The organism is Agrobacterium vitis (genome assembly GCF_037039395.1).
Classification (GTDB): Bacteria; Pseudomonadota; Alphaproteobacteria; order Rhizobiales; family Rhizobiaceae; genus Allorhizobium; species Allorhizobium vitis_E.
This window is the reverse complement of sequence record NZ_CP146244.1, coordinates 60,176-75,095: the sequence shown is the minus strand read 5'-3', so window position 1 is coordinate 75,095 and position 14,920 is coordinate 60,176. Positions and strand designations below refer to the sequence as shown.

Sequence of the window (14,920 nt, the reverse complement as noted above, 5' to 3'; positions counted from 1 at the left end):
TTATCTTATCGGTTTCGTCCCTAGAGTTTGATCTTTGATCGAAAGACTAAATCAAATTACGTGTTTGGCGCACCTCCGAATCGCCTCTTCTACCAGCAAGAGTTGCTGACAAGCTCCTCATTTGCAATGATTAAACTGACGCCATCGAGTATCCGGCGGGGTACTCGTCCAGAACGCCCCCCGCGGGGGCTCAAACGCCCTTTTTACATCGAGTTTGGCACGGCCGGCACGCAACCATCTCAACTTGCTTTTCCGTGCAGCAGCATAGTCACGGGCGCAACTCCCGCGGTTGCAACGACAACGTGCTCAAGACACGAACCGGTGGCCAGGAAACGCAATCGACAGCATCGAAGCTCAAGGTCACGGGATCAAAAGGCTGGTTGGAAAGTTCCAACACTCCGTCACGTTGCGTAGCGTCAATCGCCATTGCGATTGTCAGGTGCGGCGTCCACTGCAGCGGGCGATAGTGCGGGTCGCAGAGTTGAGGGTCGATAATTCTATGGATTTCATCATGCAGTTTAAAAAGGCGCTGATTGGCGCGTGGCGATAGCCACAAGACAATTGGTTCAGTGTCAAAAAAAGCGATGCGATCGAACGTTAGTAAGAAGGCCTTCGCTTCTTGCACTCTTTCTGCCGCTTCGAGAAGAGTAGCGGGCTCTATCTCAGAGTAGCGCGCTAGTGTGATATGTGGCGCGTATCCCAACGCTTCGATCGACGAATTGCGTTCAAAGACGGAGGCCCTTTTAACCAGTTGCCAAAATGGCTGCGCTTCGGATGAGGTGCTAATAGTTATACCGAACATTGCCTTTTAACTCCTCATACTGCGCTGCAGTTGACCGGTGGCCGCAATTCCTTCGTATGTAAACTCAGTTCGAGAGGAAGTTATGTGGCGCGTGCCGCGGCTTTCGCTAGTCTCTGTGATTGCCGAGGGCAAGTTGCAGAGAATGCGCGCAGCTTTCCCCGGGCTGAAGCAGAGGTCTGTCTTGGGCCAGTTCAGTCCGCGGCTCCACCCCGAGTGCGAACACACCTGACTGGTATGCGCGCCAGATAGCGAGCTTGGTTAAGTGCGTACGGCTAAATGTCAGACCAACGGATATATCGAGCGCGGGATTGCTAAGCATGATCGAACCCGCTTCCGGGATTTCACGACTATCAGCCGAGTCCACCCGCTCGCCGTATTTGTCATTTGGTACAGGCGGGTCCGCCAGCATTGTAGCCGATAGAAGCTCAGGCAATCCAGTGACCTCCAAGTTCTCGTCAAGGAAGGGATACCCGTAGTTCAGATGGTAGATGACGGCGTGATGCGACGGGATGAAGCCGCGGTTGCTCACCGTATCGTCGATGGCAAGCTTGGAGTCGAACACACCCAGAGTGATCCGCCGACGCAATTCCAGCGTTTCACCAAAAACGCTCGCCTGCCTGACGAGCCCTTCGCAGAAGATTTTGCCAGTCTCCGCATCCACGCCATAGCCAATAAGGCGCGCCTTTTCGGTCGAAATCCTTCCATGCTGCGGCATGGTCTTCGTTTTGAGATGCGGGTGCTCGTAGTGAGAAATATCTATTTCACGGGGCCGGCTGATATGATCGAGGCCGCATGTCACCATGAATCCGTCGAAGTTGCGCATAAAGGCCCACCCTTCCTCGGAGCCAGGATCGGATGGAGGGAAACGCAACTGCGTCGGCGAATTCCACCCGATATTAGTGCCCTTGAAGGAGAGGCTGGAGATATCGAACCCTCTATCGACCGCAACCTCGAACGTGATTCCGTTTCCATTTCGGGCGATCAGAAGCCTCTGGCCACGTCCGGGACCGTCCTCTAGCGTTGCCAGACGAATGTCCGCGACGGCCCTTAAATCGGGCGTCTTTTTTAGCAGGTTGATATCCATATTACCCTCGATAGTGCGCCGCACGCCGAAAAGAACTTCCGAACGGCCGTCAGTGAGGACGACGCTGTTCGTTCGCCTCCGTCTGATGCGGCAGATTCATGAACAGCCGTTGCAGCTCGGGCTCTTCTACTGCGCGAGCTGCATCCTCTGGCGAGAACCACCTGATTTGACGTTGTCCTTTTTCAGGAAAGTCGCCTTCGAGTCCCGATACGGTCAGCAGATGAACCTGAACCAAGCAGCGGACGATTTCATCCTGCGAGCGCTTCTTGTTATAGGTGTAGTGGCCGAATGGCTTTTTGCGTACCCGCCCCCGTACGCCGGCTTCCTCCCAAGCTTCCTGCCGGGCAACCTGATGCGGCCTCTTCTTGGCCATTGACCAGCCCTTGGGGATCACCCAACGGCCGGTCTCGCGGCTGGTGATGAGAAGAACCTCGAATTCGCTGGCAGCGACATCCGTTGATCGCAAGCATATTGCCGCGCATTGGTTGACCTTCGGGTCTGCCGGCGTCCGGCCTTTTCTCGTGGGGCCACACCGCACTATGCAGCCACCTTCTCCAGCAAAGGTCTGACCTTTTCCAGGAATGAGCTACTTCCAACAGCAAACCGCAGCTTGTCTTGCAGCTCGATCCGGTCCCAATCGATCGTATGGGAGGCGCCGAGATTGCCGAGGATGGGCAGAGCCGCCATTACATCCCAAGTCGAATCCCCCAGCGACACGTAACCATCGGTCTCTCCCATCGCCACCTCGATCAATGAGAGAGTCGCGGAACCGCAGCACCGGAAACTGATGCGAAGATCATCTGATATAAACCGCACTACTTCCAGACGATCTTTGGTGACGACCGAAGGATGGAGGCCTATCCCCATTGATGCCTGCGAGAGATCGAGCGGAGGAAGTAACCTCAGAGGCTTACCGTTCAATCGAGTTTCGACACTCTTACCACCAACCAGCATCAGATCACGGACTGGGGCGTAGATCACGCCGAATACCGGCCAACGATTTTCGTAGAGGCCAATCGAAATCGCCCAGTTCTGACCGCCACGAATAAAATTAAACGTGCCGTCAATTGGGTCGATGACCCAGATCCGGCCTGATGTCCCCAGGATCTCGCCGCGTTCCTCTCCGTAAATACCGTCGTCGGGAAAAGCCTGTTTGAGACGTGCGATCAACAAATCCTCGACCTGCCTGTCGGCCTCCGTCACAAGATCAAGGTGCCCCTTTTTTTCGACGGGCAGGCTTGCCAGCGATCGAAAATGCTCAAGGGCAAGCTTGCCGGCCTCCCGAGCGATTCCTTCGATGATTGTCTCGACCGAGGCTGGCGTATTCAAATCATGCATTGGCCATGTCCTTGAGCCGGACGACCTGGGAGACATCGTTGCTGATCAGCTGGTCGAGCTGACCATCGTGGATCCATTCAACGACGTCAGCCTCGATATCGACGCCGTAGGTCTTGAGGCTCTTCAGTTTGCTTGGGGGTGGCACGTGCAGGAAGGTCGCGATACCGCCGTCGTGCAACTGGCGTGCCTCGCCGCTTGGGAAATGATGGATTTCGAGGTTAATAGCGTCGACGTTTGCCTCCAGGGCAATCGCGGCCGGATCAATCAGACGGGAATGAGAAAGACCGACCGTTGGAACGTCCGGGATCGCCTTCTTCAACGCGCGCAGTTGCACGAAGTCGAACGACGAAAACTGCAACAGATCGGCGCAGCCCAGTTCTTCGATCAGCGCCTTTAACCTCGGGAAGAAGACTTCGTCCTGACCGTAGGTCTTCAATTCGAGCTGGTAGATGATGCCATGCTCACGAGCAAACTGCAGTGCGTCGGCTAGACGAGGCACTCGTTCCTCCGCGAATTCCTCATCAAACCAGCGGCCGGCACTCAAGGTCTCGATTTCGGCATAGGTCATATTGCGGACAAGGCCGTGGCCATCGGTCGTGCGATCGACGGTCTCATCGTGGATCAAGACGAGCTCTCCGTCGCTGGTGATGCGCAAATCGGTTTCGCATGTCACGCCGGGTCCGGCATATTCGCGGGCCTTGCGGAATGCGGCGTACGTGTTTTCCGGCGCACCTTCACTGTGGCCGCGATGGCCAGCGACACGCATCGTTTTCGGTGTCATTCTCAGCGGGTTCATTTTCTTTTCCTTTCATTTAACGGAGGCGCGCGTCGAGACGGTCGCGCAGGTAGTCGCCGAGCAGGCTGATCGACAGGGTCGTCAGGACAATCACGGCGCCGGGAAAAGCAGCCAGCCACCACGCGATAGCCAGGTAGTTACGACCGTCTGCCACCATCAGGCCCAGGCTCGTCGCCGGAGGTTGAATGCCAAGGCCGAGGAAGCTCAGGCCGCTTTCAAGCAGGATGATTTCCGGGAAATTGACCGTGAATTGCACGATGAGCGGCCCGGCGATATTCGGGAGCATGTGCCTCAGGTAGATACGCATCGGCGGGACGCCGACGATCCGGGCGGCCTCCGCGTAGCCCTCTTCGTTGGCGCTTAAAACCAACCCGCGTGTCAGGCGAGCATAGCGCTCCCAGTTTGCAAACCCGACCAGGAACACGAACAGGAGCGGGCTGGATCCGAAGATTGCCAATACGCCGAGTGCGACGATGATAAAGGGAATAGACGCCATGGCGTCGGAAAACCCCATGATTGCATTATCCACCCAGCCACCGAAGTGGGCGGCAAGCAGACCAAGGCTGGTCCCGACCAAAGCACAGATGATCGATCCGATGATGGCAATCATCAGCGTCGTCTGGGTTGCTACCAGAAGATTGCTGACCACGTCTCGGCCAAGGTAATCGGTCCCGAGAAAATGGGCGGCGGACAAGAAAGGCTTGGCAAAGCGGGCCAGAGGGTCTTGATGGAGGTAGTCAAAGGGCGCCACCCATCGCGCCGAAACACCGATAGCGATAACGATTGCGATCCAAGTGCAGCATGCGCCGATGCTGATTGGCATGCGGTGGAAAGGGGTCCATATGGCGCTCGTGTACGAACGCGATGATGTCGCTGTCGTCATATCACTGCTTCCTGATCTTGGGGTTGAGAACCGCGTAGAGGACGTCGACGGTCAGATTGATGGTCACCATGAAGGCGGTGAACAACAGGATCATTGCCTGAACCACGGAGAGGTCGCCACTGCTGGTGGCGGCGACAAAACCGCTACCAAGGCCTGGCCACGCAAACACCGGTTCGATGAGCACAGCACCGCCAAGCAGACCACCGGCGGTAAAACCGAGCGTTGTCACCATCGGGATCGCAGCGTTCGGCAAAGCATGCCGGACAATGATCTCCCAGTTCGGGATCCCGTCTGCACGTGCGGCAGCGATGTAGGGCTGGCCCATCACGTCAATCAGCGTCGAACGCATGAACCGGGCAATGCCAGCCGCATTGAAGAGGGCGAACGTTGCCACCGGAAGGATCATATGTTTCCAGGAAGAGCTGCCGGAACTTGGAAGCACACGCAGCCAGACGGCGAACAGAAAGACGAATATCAAGCCAAGCAGAAAGTTTGGGATACTGTAGCCGAGCACCGCTCCCGCCATAACACCCTTGTCGACTGGGGACTCACGGCGCACAGCAGCGATGATACCGGCCGGGATGCCAATCATTATGCTGATAAAGAAGGCGGACACCGTCAGAAGCAGTGTCTTCGGAATTCGCTCTTTGACAATTTCGAAGACCTCGCGGCCGTCGGCATAGGACGTCCCAAAGTCGCCGCGCACCGCATTGCCGACATAGATAAGGTATTGTTCAAATATCGACCGATCCAGCCCCCATTTGGTGCGAAATGCCGCCAGAGCCTCCGGGCTTGCCGTATCAGGCAGCATCTGCTGAGCAGCGTCACCGCTCAGGCGGAGGACAACGAAGACGACCGTTACGGTGGAGACAAGCACGATAGCTGCCCGGACGATGCGGGCAAGAATGAACGGACCCATCACGCGATCTCCTTGTGCGGCGTGGTCACGGGCGACGACGCGATCGATTGCGGGAATTCTTCCGCCCGATGACACGCGACTTGCTGACCAACCGGTCGGAGGGCCGGTGTCTCGGTTGCGCATCTTTCGATCGCGAATGGGCAGCGCGAACGGAATGCACAACCCTGCGCGACTTTTGACGCGTCGAGCTCACCCTTGATCGGCGGTTCTATGTTGCGAACCGTTGGGTCCATCGTCGGAACTGACGCCAGTAGTGCGCGCGTATAGGGATGGCGTGGCCACTGATAAACCGACTTTATATCTCCGGTCTCAACGACGCGGCCGAGATACATGACGGCGATACGATCAACCAGATGACGAACGATACGGAGGTCATGGGTGATGAAGACATAGGCGAGATTGAGCTCCTGCCAAAGCTCGCGCAGCAAGGCGACGACCTGCGCCTGCACCGAAACGTCCAGCGCAGAGACGGCCTCGTCGAAGACGACGAGCTTCGGATCGAGGATCAGAGCACGAGCGATAACCACGCGCTGTCTCTGGCCGCCCGACATCTGGTGGGGATAGCGGCTCATCATCGCACTCGACAGGCCGACACGCTCCAGCATGGCCGCGGCTCGTTCATAGGCGCCTGAGCGATCAGTGACATGATGCACCAGGAGGCCCTCGGCAACCTGCTGACCGATGGTCATCTGCGGGTTCAGCGCGGACAATGGGTTTTGCTGCACGAGCGATGTTCTGATGCGGAACTGCTTCCAGTCCTGTGCGCTTCGCTCCTTGTGATCGACACCCTCGAACCAGATGTCGCCGCTGGTGGGCGGCGTCAATCCGAGAAGAAGTCGGCCGAGCGTGGACTTGCCGCTACCGGACTCGCCGACAACGCCCAGCCGCTCGCGTGGGGCGAGCTCCAGATCAATGGCATTGCATGCGAATTGGCTGGTTGGCTTGGCGAAGAAACCAGTCTTGTGCTTGAACGCCTTGGACAGGTCACGCGTCTTAAGAAGATGAGTCGTCATGCGGCCACCGGGTGATAGCAAGCGGCTTCATGGGCGGGGCCGATCCTTGCAGGCGCCGGGAAGCGAGCGGTGCATTCACCGCTCGCCCGCGAACAGCGCGGATGGAAATAACAGCCCTCAGGCAGGCTATCGAGAAGCGGGACGGACCCGGGGATCGGAACCGGCGGCTCGAGATCGGCAGCATCGATGCTTGGCATGCAGTCGATAAGCGCGCGGGCATAGGGGTGCGCTGGCCTGTCCAGCAGTTCGGCAACGGGTGCTGTCTCTACGATTTTGCCGCAATACATCACGGCTGCCCGGTCGGCCAAACGCGCGATGACACCCAGATCATGCGAAACGATGATCAGGGCCATACCGGTTTCAGCTTTCAGTTCTTCGAGCAGATGCAGGATCTGCGCCTGCATCGTTACGTCCAGCGCTGTCGTTGGTTCGTCTGCAATCAACAGCTGGGGTTTGGCCGCAAGGGCATGAGCAATCATCACCCGCTGGTTCATGCCACCGGAAAACTGATGCGGATACGAACGAAGCCGGCTCTTGGCCCGGTCGATACCTACCCGCTCAAGAAGGCGCATGGCCTCCATTCGGGCGTCACTGCCTCTTAGGCCCTGATGGCGGTAGAGCGCCGATTCAAGGTAATAGCCGATCGTATGGACCGGGTTCAGGCTGCTCGTCGGGTCCTGGAAAATCATCGCGATGGTCGGTTTGCCGGCCTTGCCAACTACCGCCGGATCCACTCCGAATTCGATCGAGCCAGCTGTTTGGGCGATCCCGCGAGGAAGCATGTTGCCAACGGCAAAACAGGTGATGCTCTTGCCACAGCCGGATTCTCCGACGAGCCCAAGCGTCTGCCCGGCCTCGAGGGAGAAGCTCACATCATCTATGATTTTGATCTTTTGTGCCGGAACCTCGACCACGAGATTACGAACATTCAACAAAGTGGACATTCTTCCCTCCCAGGGGGCGGTGCGCACGGATGCGCACCGCCAATTTTGTCGGTTCGTTGTTATTTGAAGTTCAGGTTTTTGCGGAATTCCATGGTCTCGAACGAGACAGGGCTCCACTGGACGTCCTTGCGCGCGGCATAGACGTCATACGGCTGATACAAGAGCACGGCAGGAGCCTCGTCCTCGAAGATATCGCGCAGGCGATTGAAAGCGGCCGAGCGCTCCTCGCCATCCTTCATCTGGGCCACCTTGTCGCAAAGTTCGTTGAATTCGGCAGGTGCTTTCCAGCCCCAGCGCTTCTGGATGCCGCGGCCAGGACCGAACTCGGATACCAGGGTCGTGAGACCATCGGTCAGCCACTGGCCATTCGACCAATTGCGGATGAAAATGTCGGGATCTTTAGGCGTGGTTCCCGGAGCGTAGATCTTGGGCACGACGTTGATGCCGACCGCTTTCCACATCTCGATCATCATCATTAGCGCCGGTACGGCGTTTGCGTAGTAGTTACCCATCGTGTGATAGGTGATCGGCGTGCCGTCGTAGCCGCTTTCCTTGACCAGGCGCTTGGCTTCTTCGATGTTGTATTCCATCGCCTTGCGGTTCGGATCGAAGCTTGCCCCATAGTGCGGGAAGTTGAAGCCGTTCGGAATGGACGCGGTTTTCTTCCAGAGTGCTTCGACCATCAGAGGACGATTGACCGCGAGGCCCAGGGCCCGGCGCAGCGTCTTGTTCTGGAAGATCGGCTGGTTCATGTTGAAGGTGAACATGTGGACGTTTTCGATCAGCGTGCCCCGCGTTTCGAGGTCCGAGTATCCGTCAACCAGCGCCATGTCGTCCGGCGTCAAAGTGGTGATGATATCGTATTCGCCGCTGATGAGACCGGCGACGCGTGTCGCCGGTTCAGCGACGACCTGATACGTGATTTTCGAGGCCGTGGGCTTTTCACCCCAATAGGCGTCGTTGGCTTCCAGCGTAACGTGATCGTTGGCGACCAGTTCCTGGAACTTGTACGGGCCGGTACCGATCGGCTTGTTGCCGAAGGCGACCGCGCCAAGGCTCTTGTAATATTCCTTCGGGACAATGGGGCCGAGCCAGGAACCGAGATACTTTTCGATGAGATAGGACGGCGTCTTGGTCCGCAGAACAACCGTGTACTTGTCCTCGACGACCGGCTCATCCCAGTTCGGCGAGAAATTGCGGCCGTTCGGGACTGTCTTGATCGCCTCATCGCCCCAAAGACGCTCGGAAGAGAAGGTGAAGGCTACGTCCTCGGCAGTCATCTCGGCGCCGTTGTGGAATTTAACGCCCTGGCGCAGCTTGAAGCGTACCGACTTGTCGTCGATGCGTTCAAAGCTTTCGGCGAGTGCCGGCACCAGCTTGATGCCATTTCCCTTTGCGCCGTCAGCGAAATAGTCGCGACGGATGAGAGTGTCGAAGATCTGGTTGATGATGCGGGGACCGGTGTTGCTGATACCGTTGATCGGCTCAAGCGAACTCGGCAGGCCGTTGACGCCGATCCGCAACGCGCGGCGATCTGCTGCAAAGGCGAATTTCATGCTCGTGGTCGATGCGAGCGCGGCAACGCTTGCGCCAATTAGGAAATTTCTGCGATCAGTTTTTACCATCGGTCCTCTCCCGGACTTAACAAATTTCTATTGACGGATTGGCGGGGACATCGAGCCCTAGTTCGCGATCACGAACTTCCTCCGCAGTTTTTCTGGCACCGTGTCGATGATGGTCCTGGTGCCGACGTCGGTGATAATCACACCGACGTCCTCGATTTTTGCTGTGACCGACAGGCTGGATTTCGTGAACTTCGAGTGGTCGGCGACCACGATCACACGGCTCGAGACTTCGATCATGGCTTTCTGAACGCTGGCGTTCATCGGTGTCGATGTGCAGATCTGGCCGCGATCGAGATCGATCGAGCTGGCATTGAGGATCAGCTTGTCGGCGTTGAATTGGCGAATGAAGCTTTCCGCATGCGGTCCGCGATAGGAGCGGTTCGTATCGGTGAACTCACCACCGACGGAATAAATGGTGTTCCCTTCGCCCCGGGAGAGCTCGGCGACAATATCAAGACCGTTGGAGATCAGCGTCAAACCCTTGCGAGCCGACAGGATCTTGGCGACCTCAAGTGCGGTCGTTCCGGCATCGAGAAAGACTGCGTCACCGTCGGCGATCATCCCCGCGGCGACGGCAGCAATGGCTGCCTTCTCTGCTTGACGCGAAATGGCGCGCGCAGCATGCGTTGGGTCCTGACCGACCTGATTGACGCTCACCGCACCACCATGCGTCCGGCGAAGTACGCCGGCCTGCTCGAGGTCGCCAAGATCGCGCCGCGCTGTTGCCAGCGAGATTTGAAAACGTTCAGTTAGCGTATTGATCGCGACAAACTGCTCCTCGCGCAGCAGCTCTGCGATTTTTGCCTGGCGGTCCTGGGCGGCTGTTAACACGGTGTCTCTCTTCGAATGGTGATCTAATTCGATCATTCGTATGATCGTTATCTATCTCTGTCAAATGACAGATTGATGACGAAACATGTTGCGCAGCAGCAGTTCTGCGGATGATGTTTGCCCGAGCGAGACGGGTGAGATGCGAAAATCAAAACCATTTTGAATCAATGATCGATATCGATCACAATGAGGATTGGAGAAGGAACCGGTGTGACGCTTGCATCGAGCGCATTACTGAAGGGGGGTTTGGTTTTGCTTCGTAGCGATCCGGACAGGCTACGACCGCGCTACGACATGCGGTTTGCATCCCTTATCCTGAGTGCGAAGCGTCGCGGACAGGAAGCCGGTTGGCAGCGAACCTCCCAAGTTGCCCGCGGTGCTTGATGGAACTTCCCAAAAGAGAAAGTGATGTGGCGAAGAAGCCGTGTCTTTGAAACCGCATTCGAAGCGTTCGAGAAAAACGGCACCTCGACGTCAAACGAGGTCCCGTTGCTGGAAAGTCGTGTCGACAGCCTGCAGCAGGAGGTGGCAGGAAAGCCTCGCTGAGCCTGAAGCTCTCAGCGGATGGGTACGAGGAGTTAAAGGCGCTCTTCGATCTGACCATCGACAATCTGTGGATCGCCCAGACGATCTTCGTTACCCGCGACTCCACTCTCGCCAGACATTTGATGGATATGAAGGTCGAAGTGCGCCGGATTGAAAAGCAATCGGCCGAACGTCATCTCGGGGGCTTGCGCGACGGCCGCGCCGACAGCCAGTGAACCAGCTCGCTGCATTTCGACATGCTGCGTTACCTGAAGCGCATTAATACCTCAAGACCGCAGATCGATTGGCGAAGTTCCTCGCCCCGATTGCGGTGGTCAGCTGGCGGATATTTTTCCTCACCATGTCTGCACGGGAAAAGCCCGAGGCGAAGCCGGAGATAATTCTTACCCCGACTGAAATCGCGACACTCGACAGCATCGATGCAGCGCGCCCCACGCCGCGCATCCAGCGCAGGACCCTTGCCTCCTATTTGCTCCAGATCGCCATGCCGGTGGCTATCTCGCTCGCAAGCACGATCCACCTCCCGGAAACATGGTCGTATGGCGAGGCCTGACCCGCCTCAATGACATCGCCTTCGGCATCTCCATCGGAACTCGCCGACAATGTGGGTAATCGGAAGACGTTGAAGGCCGTCTTGCGAAGATAGACCGCTGACTGCCAGCCCGCGGCCACGGAATCGCCGATGACATCACGCCGGAAGTGCAGCGATGTAACGATCGAACTTGGTCGGGGCAGACGCATCCGCGTGGATAGCGATATTGACACGGATGCGCTGGGCCGCATTCTCGATTGTATGCAGGGTCTGCGATGACCTCGGTTCCGAGTGGTGTGAAGGTCTGGGGTTGGCGGAATCCGGCAGCGTAACAGCCTGCTCATGATCGGGCCAGCCGGCGTGGGCAAGAGCTGGCTTGCCTGCGCTCTCGGATACAAGGCATGCCGTGAAGACTTCTCCGTCGCCTATCATCGCCTCCCCAGGCTCTTCGCCACCCTTGCTTGGCGCGTGGCGACGGCCGATATCTAAAAGTCCTGAAGACGCTCGCCAGAACTGACCTGCTCATCCTTGATGACTGAGGCCCGGAGAAACTCAGCGACGAGCAACGGCGCGACCTCCTGGAGATCGTTGAGGACCGCTATGAGAAAAGGTCCACGATTGTAACCAGTCAGGTGCCCGTCGAACATTGGTACGACATGATCGGTAATCCCACGATCGCCGACGCCATCCTCGACCGGCTTGTCCACAATGCCTACCGCATCGAACTCTCCGACGAGAGCACGCGAAAGCAACGTTCCGTGACCGCTGCTGAAACAACCCGGGCCTTGACCGCCAAGCGGCTTCAGGTCAAAAAACCTAACGACCCAGAGGCAAACCAACTGTCCGGCTTCAGATTGGAATAGCCGTCCGGCATCATCGGAATTCGCAGCAGAGACTATTCTCTTGCAGGAACCGAATTACGGAAATTTACATGAGTAGGATGGTTGACAGACCTGACGTACTCAATGGGTCGTCGGTTTGCATCTTCGACGAGTAGTCGCATAAGAAGTGTAGATGAGTGCGGCGGCAACATAAGTGTTTGTTCTTCGAAACTTGTCGGAGTATGTACAGAGAATGTTCGGGTGCTGAATGCAGCAACTATACCATACCGCTCCCCCAATATGTTATAGAGAGACTGCCCCGAAATTAAGTCTTCTGCCTCTAAGCCGGGCACGTACTGAGCGGGAATATGGCTGGTTTCAATAATGATAGGAGTGTTGTCAACGCGCCAAAGTCGTCGCACGATAACTATGTCAGATCCTACAGGAATTTTGAGATGACTGGCGATAGATTCCTTTGCTCTAGCCAGTTCAAAATGAAGAAGCCTGTTGCTGGATATCCCACCGCTTAGCTGGATAACACGCGCTATGCCGCCTGAATTTTGAGGTTCGACTGGACGAAGTAGTCTGGGTACAGGCACCCGGGTTCCATTGGTACTGTTCCGCTCGAGCTTTCCCTCAGATACCAAGCGATCAATTGCCTTCCTCACAGTTAGCCTGTTGACTTGCAACTGGTCAGCAAGGGTCCGTTCGGCTGGAATATGATCGCCAGGGCCATAATCTGACCCATCAATAAGTTCCTCAAGAAAATGCTTGATCTGTAGATAAACAGGCACCTTGGATTGTTTTTGGACCATGCCAGACTCCGAATTCCTTGCTCCCGCTTACACCTCAGCGCCAAAGTTTGCAAAAAATTATTGCGCATGGGAGTTCAGTGAACTATACCACTGGAGTACTCCAATCATAAAGGCAATTTGAATGGCCATCGAACTGAATGAAAACGAAATAGTCAAAAGCCTCGACCACGCTGTCAGTTCGATTGATCGCGCTGTTCGGGTGGGACGCGACGTCGCCCCGAAGATTGACCGCATCTATATGATCGCTTGCGGTTCTGCGAACCGTGCAATGCAGGGCATTCAGTATTGGGCGGATCAGATCGCGTCAGACATTGATGTCCGCACATTCTTCCCTGCCGAGTTCATGGCTATGAACCCGCCTAAATTGAACGATCGCACACTTGTTCTGCTTGCTTCGAAGTCTGGTACCACTCCCGAAACGCTGGCCGCCGCAGAATTCGTAAAGGGGAAGCCCTGCAAGACAATTGTCTTTACTCAATCTGGATCCTCTCCGCTCGCCGCTCACGGCGACGAGGTATTTCTCCTGGGCGAGACCGAGGAAACATTTCTTGCCATCTTTATGCTGATGCAAGCCCTTGTTGGGGCGGTTTGGGAAGAGAAAGAAGGCTGGCCACTATTGCCGAAACTTGTTTCGTCTTTGAAGTCGCTCCCCTCGGCCGTTGTCGCGGCCGCAAAACAGAACGAGTCACGGGCGGCGGAAGATGCGCGGCTCTACAAGGATGACAATCAGATTTACTTCGTCGCCTCAGGCCCTGGCGCGACCAGTGCTTACGTATTTGGCGTTTGCATTCTGATGGAGATGCTGTGGATTCACGCTTACCCTATTGACGCCGCCGAGTTTTTCCACGGACCCTTCGAGATCGTTACGCCAAAAACGCCGCTCGTTTTGATTATCGGTGAAGATCCTAGCCGGCCACTGATGGAGCGAGTAAAGACCTTTTCCCAAAAGCACACTGAGCGCCTGATGATCTATGATTCGCGCGAGTACGCTATGGAAGGTGTGGATCCGGAAATCCGACCCATAGTTGCGCCTTATGTGATCCAAGCTGCCTTGAAGCGCCTTTCTGTGAGACTATCCATCTGGCGCGATCAGCCTCTTTCGACGCGCCGATATATGTGGAAGAGCGAGTATTGATTTGACGCAGATGCGACTTCTCGGACTTGGGGACAATACCATCGACACCTATCTCGATCGTAAGCTTCAATATCCAGGCGGCAATGCCGTCAATGTTGCAGTTATGGCGAAGGGACTCGGCGTCGACAGTCACTACCTCGGATGTATAGGAAGTGATGAAGGTGGAGATCTGCTCCTCTCTTCGCTCACCGCAGAAGGCGTCGGAGTACCTCGCGTTCGACGGCGCAACGGAAATAATGCGCGGGCGTTTATCGGTCATCGCAATGGTGATCGGTACTTTATTCGAGCAAATGCGGGTGTGAGAGCACAATACGAATTCGGCGATGTGGATTTTGCCTACATAGCCGAGTTCGACGTTGTTCACACCAGCATCTATAGCGAGTTGGACGAATATCTTCCAAGAATAAACCCGAAATGGGCGCTCTCATTCGACCTTTCGAATCGGTGGACCAAAGCCTACTTAGAAAAAGTGCTTCCGTACTGCCGGTGGGCGTTTCTTTCGGCATCTGAACTGGCGATCGACGATGTTGAACCGCTGGTACGTTTCGCAGCGTCACTAGGGCCACAAATGGTGGTCGCCACTCGTGGTGAAATGCCGTGCATAGGCCTGTTTGAAGGCAGGCTTCATGTTCAGGAGCCGCTCCCCACCAATGTAGTGGATACCCTTGGTGCGGGTGATGCTTTCATCTCCGGGGTCACTACGACACTTATGAAACAAGGAGCCTTCCCCGACGCGTTGCTCGCGGGAGCCTCAAACGCTGCTAGAGCCTGCCAATTCGAGGGTGGATTTGGCCATGGCATCGATTACAAAGATGGTGGCGAGGCATAAGCCTCGC

General features: G+C 56.4%; 16 protein-coding genes and 2 pseudogenes. 5 read left to right on the top strand and 13 right to left on the bottom strand.

Annotated elements, in window-relative coordinates:
- Window positions 1-268: 268 nt before the first annotated feature.
- The 11 genes from V6582_RS21850 to V6582_RS21800 form a co-directional block, all read right to left on the bottom strand.
- A complete protein-coding gene (locus tag V6582_RS21850) occupies window positions 269-802 on the bottom strand; it encodes a 2'-5' RNA ligase family protein (protein WP_156633537.1) in 534 nt (177 codons plus the stop codon).
- Between the two features lie 106 nt (window positions 803-908).
- Window positions 909-1,886: an aldose 1-epimerase family protein gene (locus V6582_RS21845; protein ID WP_156633538.1), complete on the bottom strand. Its 978-nt coding sequence runs from the start codon at window positions 1,884-1,886 to the stop codon at window positions 909-911.
- Window positions 1,887-1,935: 49 nt separating this feature from the next.
- Window positions 1,936-2,352: an NUDIX hydrolase gene (locus V6582_RS21840; RefSeq protein ID WP_156633539.1), complete on the bottom strand. Its 417-nt coding sequence runs from the start codon at window positions 2,350-2,352 to the stop codon at window positions 1,936-1,938.
- 71 nt (window positions 2,353-2,423) lie between these two features.
- The gene (locus tag V6582_RS21835) at window positions 2,424-3,224 is read right to left on the bottom strand and encodes an inositol monophosphatase family protein (RefSeq protein ID WP_156633540.1); all 801 of its coding nucleotides are present in this window, start codon (window positions 3,222-3,224) and stop codon (window positions 2,424-2,426) included.
- Window positions 3,217-4,020: a glycerophosphodiester phosphodiesterase gene (locus tag V6582_RS21830; protein WP_156633541.1), complete on the bottom strand. Its 804-nt coding sequence runs from the start codon at window positions 4,018-4,020 to the stop codon at window positions 3,217-3,219. Before V6582_RS21830 ends, V6582_RS21835 begins: the two co-directional genes overlap by 8 nt.
- A 16-nt stretch (window positions 4,021-4,036) precedes the next feature.
- Entirely contained in the window at window positions 4,037-4,903 is an 867-nt protein-coding gene (locus tag V6582_RS21825; RefSeq protein ID WP_156633542.1) for an ABC transporter permease, read from the bottom strand.
- Window position 4,904: 1 nt separating this feature from the next.
- Complete coding sequence (locus V6582_RS21820; RefSeq protein ID WP_156633543.1) at window positions 4,905-5,822, bottom strand: ABC transporter permease; 918 nt, start codon at window positions 5,820-5,822, stop codon at window positions 4,905-4,907.
- Window positions 5,822-6,835, bottom strand: coding sequence for an oligopeptide/dipeptide ABC transporter ATP-binding protein (locus V6582_RS21815; protein ID WP_156633544.1), 1,014 nt, complete (start codon window positions 6,833-6,835; stop codon window positions 5,822-5,824). The genes V6582_RS21820 and V6582_RS21815 overlap by 1 nt, the downstream gene beginning before the upstream one ends.
- Window positions 6,832-7,779, bottom strand: coding sequence for an ABC transporter ATP-binding protein (locus V6582_RS21810; RefSeq protein ID WP_156633545.1), 948 nt, complete (start codon window positions 7,777-7,779; stop codon window positions 6,832-6,834). The genes V6582_RS21815 and V6582_RS21810 overlap by 4 nt, the downstream gene beginning before the upstream one ends.
- A gap of 59 nt (window positions 7,780-7,838) precedes the next feature.
- Window positions 7,839-9,335, bottom strand: coding sequence for an ABC transporter substrate-binding protein (locus V6582_RS21805; RefSeq protein WP_234889797.1), 1,497 nt, complete (start codon window positions 9,333-9,335; stop codon window positions 7,839-7,841).
- A gap of 126 nt (window positions 9,336-9,461) precedes the next feature.
- The gene (locus tag V6582_RS21800; protein ID WP_156633547.1) at window positions 9,462-10,271 is read right to left on the bottom strand and encodes a DeoR/GlpR family DNA-binding transcription regulator; all 810 of its coding nucleotides are present in this window, start codon (window positions 10,269-10,271) and stop codon (window positions 9,462-9,464) included.
- Between the two features lie 494 nt (window positions 10,272-10,765).
- On the opposite strand from V6582_RS21800, the pseudogene V6582_RS21795 reads away from it, so the two are divergent.
- Window positions 10,766-10,993, top strand: a pseudogene (locus tag V6582_RS21795) (Na/Pi cotransporter family protein); the annotation flags it as partial.
- Window positions 10,994-11,064: 71 nt separating this feature from the next.
- A complete protein-coding gene (locus V6582_RS21790) occupies window positions 11,065-11,334 on the top strand; it encodes a hypothetical protein (protein ID WP_234889798.1) in 270 nt (89 codons plus the stop codon).
- Window positions 11,335-11,469: 135 nt separating this feature from the next.
- On the opposite strand, the gene V6582_RS21785 is transcribed toward V6582_RS21790, so the two are convergent.
- On the bottom strand, window positions 11,470-11,745 hold the full coding sequence (locus V6582_RS21785; protein WP_197434458.1) for a hypothetical protein: 276 nt from the start codon (window positions 11,743-11,745) through the stop codon (window positions 11,470-11,472).
- On the opposite strand from V6582_RS21785, the pseudogene V6582_RS21780 reads away from it, so the two are divergent.
- A pseudogene (locus V6582_RS21780) lies at window positions 11,632-12,176 on the top strand (ATP-binding protein); the annotation flags it as partial. The gene V6582_RS21785 and the pseudogene V6582_RS21780 overlap by 114 nt on opposite strands.
- Window positions 12,177-12,208: 32 nt before the next feature.
- On the opposite strand, the gene V6582_RS21775 reads toward V6582_RS21780, so the two are convergent.
- Window positions 12,209-12,949: a GntR family transcriptional regulator gene (locus V6582_RS21775; RefSeq protein WP_156633548.1), complete on the bottom strand. Its 741-nt coding sequence runs from the start codon at window positions 12,947-12,949 to the stop codon at window positions 12,209-12,211.
- Window positions 12,950-13,070: 121 nt separating this feature from the next.
- Here V6582_RS21775 and V6582_RS21770 point away from each other — a divergent pair, with 121 nt between their 5' ends.
- Together V6582_RS21770 and V6582_RS21765 are read left to right on the top strand one after the other, a co-directional pair.
- Entirely contained in the window at window positions 13,071-14,084 is a 1,014-nt protein-coding gene (locus V6582_RS21770) for an SIS domain-containing protein (RefSeq protein ID WP_156633549.1), read from the top strand.
- A 10-nt stretch (window positions 14,085-14,094) separates the two neighbouring features.
- Complete coding sequence (locus V6582_RS21765; protein WP_156633550.1) at window positions 14,095-14,913, top strand: PfkB family carbohydrate kinase; 819 nt, start codon at window positions 14,095-14,097, stop codon at window positions 14,911-14,913.
- Window positions 14,914-14,920 lie beyond the last annotated feature (7 nt).

What these genes read in the sequence shown, in the direction of transcription:
- V6582_RS21825 (WP_156633542.1), bottom strand. Translation starts at nt 4,903, where the DNA reads ATGACGACAGCGACATCATCGCGTTCGTACACGAGCGCCATATGGACC.
- V6582_RS21815 (WP_156633544.1), bottom strand. Translation starts at nt 6,835, where the DNA reads ATGACGACTCATCTTCTTAAGACGCGTGACCTGTCCAAGGCGTTCAAG.
- V6582_RS21850 (WP_156633537.1), bottom strand. Translation starts at nt 802, where the DNA reads ATGTTCGGTATAACTATTAGCACCTCATCCGAAGCGCAGCCATTTTGG.
- V6582_RS21770 (WP_156633549.1), top strand. Translation starts at nt 13,071, where the DNA reads ATGGCCATCGAACTGAATGAAAACGAAATAGTCAAAAGCCTCGACCAC.
- V6582_RS21785 (WP_197434458.1), bottom strand. Translation starts at nt 11,745, where the DNA reads ATGATAGGCGACGGAGAAGTCTTCACGGCATGCCTTGTATCCGAGAGC.
- V6582_RS21765 (WP_156633550.1), top strand. Translation starts at nt 14,095, where the DNA reads ATGCGACTTCTCGGACTTGGGGACAATACCATCGACACCTATCTCGAT.
- V6582_RS21805 (WP_234889797.1), bottom strand. Translation starts at nt 9,335, where the DNA reads ATGAAATTCGCCTTTGCAGCAGATCGCCGCGCGTTGCGGATCGGCGTC.
- V6582_RS21810 (WP_156633545.1), bottom strand. Translation starts at nt 7,779, where the DNA reads ATGTCCACTTTGTTGAATGTTCGTAATCTCGTGGTCGAGGTTCCGGCA.
- V6582_RS21845 (WP_156633538.1), bottom strand. Translation starts at nt 1,886, where the DNA reads ATGGATATCAACCTGCTAAAAAAGACGCCCGATTTAAGGGCCGTCGCG.
- V6582_RS21800 (WP_156633547.1), bottom strand. Translation starts at nt 10,271, where the DNA reads ATGATCGAATTAGATCACCATTCGAAGAGAGACACCGTGTTAACAGCC.
- V6582_RS21835 (WP_156633540.1), bottom strand. Translation starts at nt 3,224, where the DNA reads ATGCATGATTTGAATACGCCAGCCTCGGTCGAGACAATCATCGAAGGA.
- V6582_RS21775 (WP_156633548.1), bottom strand. Translation starts at nt 12,949, where the DNA reads ATGGTCCAAAAACAATCCAAGGTGCCTGTTTATCTACAGATCAAGCAT.
- V6582_RS21820 (WP_156633543.1), bottom strand. Translation starts at nt 5,822, where the DNA reads ATGGGTCCGTTCATTCTTGCCCGCATCGTCCGGGCAGCTATCGTGCTT.
- V6582_RS21830 (WP_156633541.1), bottom strand. Translation starts at nt 4,020, where the DNA reads ATGAACCCGCTGAGAATGACACCGAAAACGATGCGTGTCGCTGGCCAT.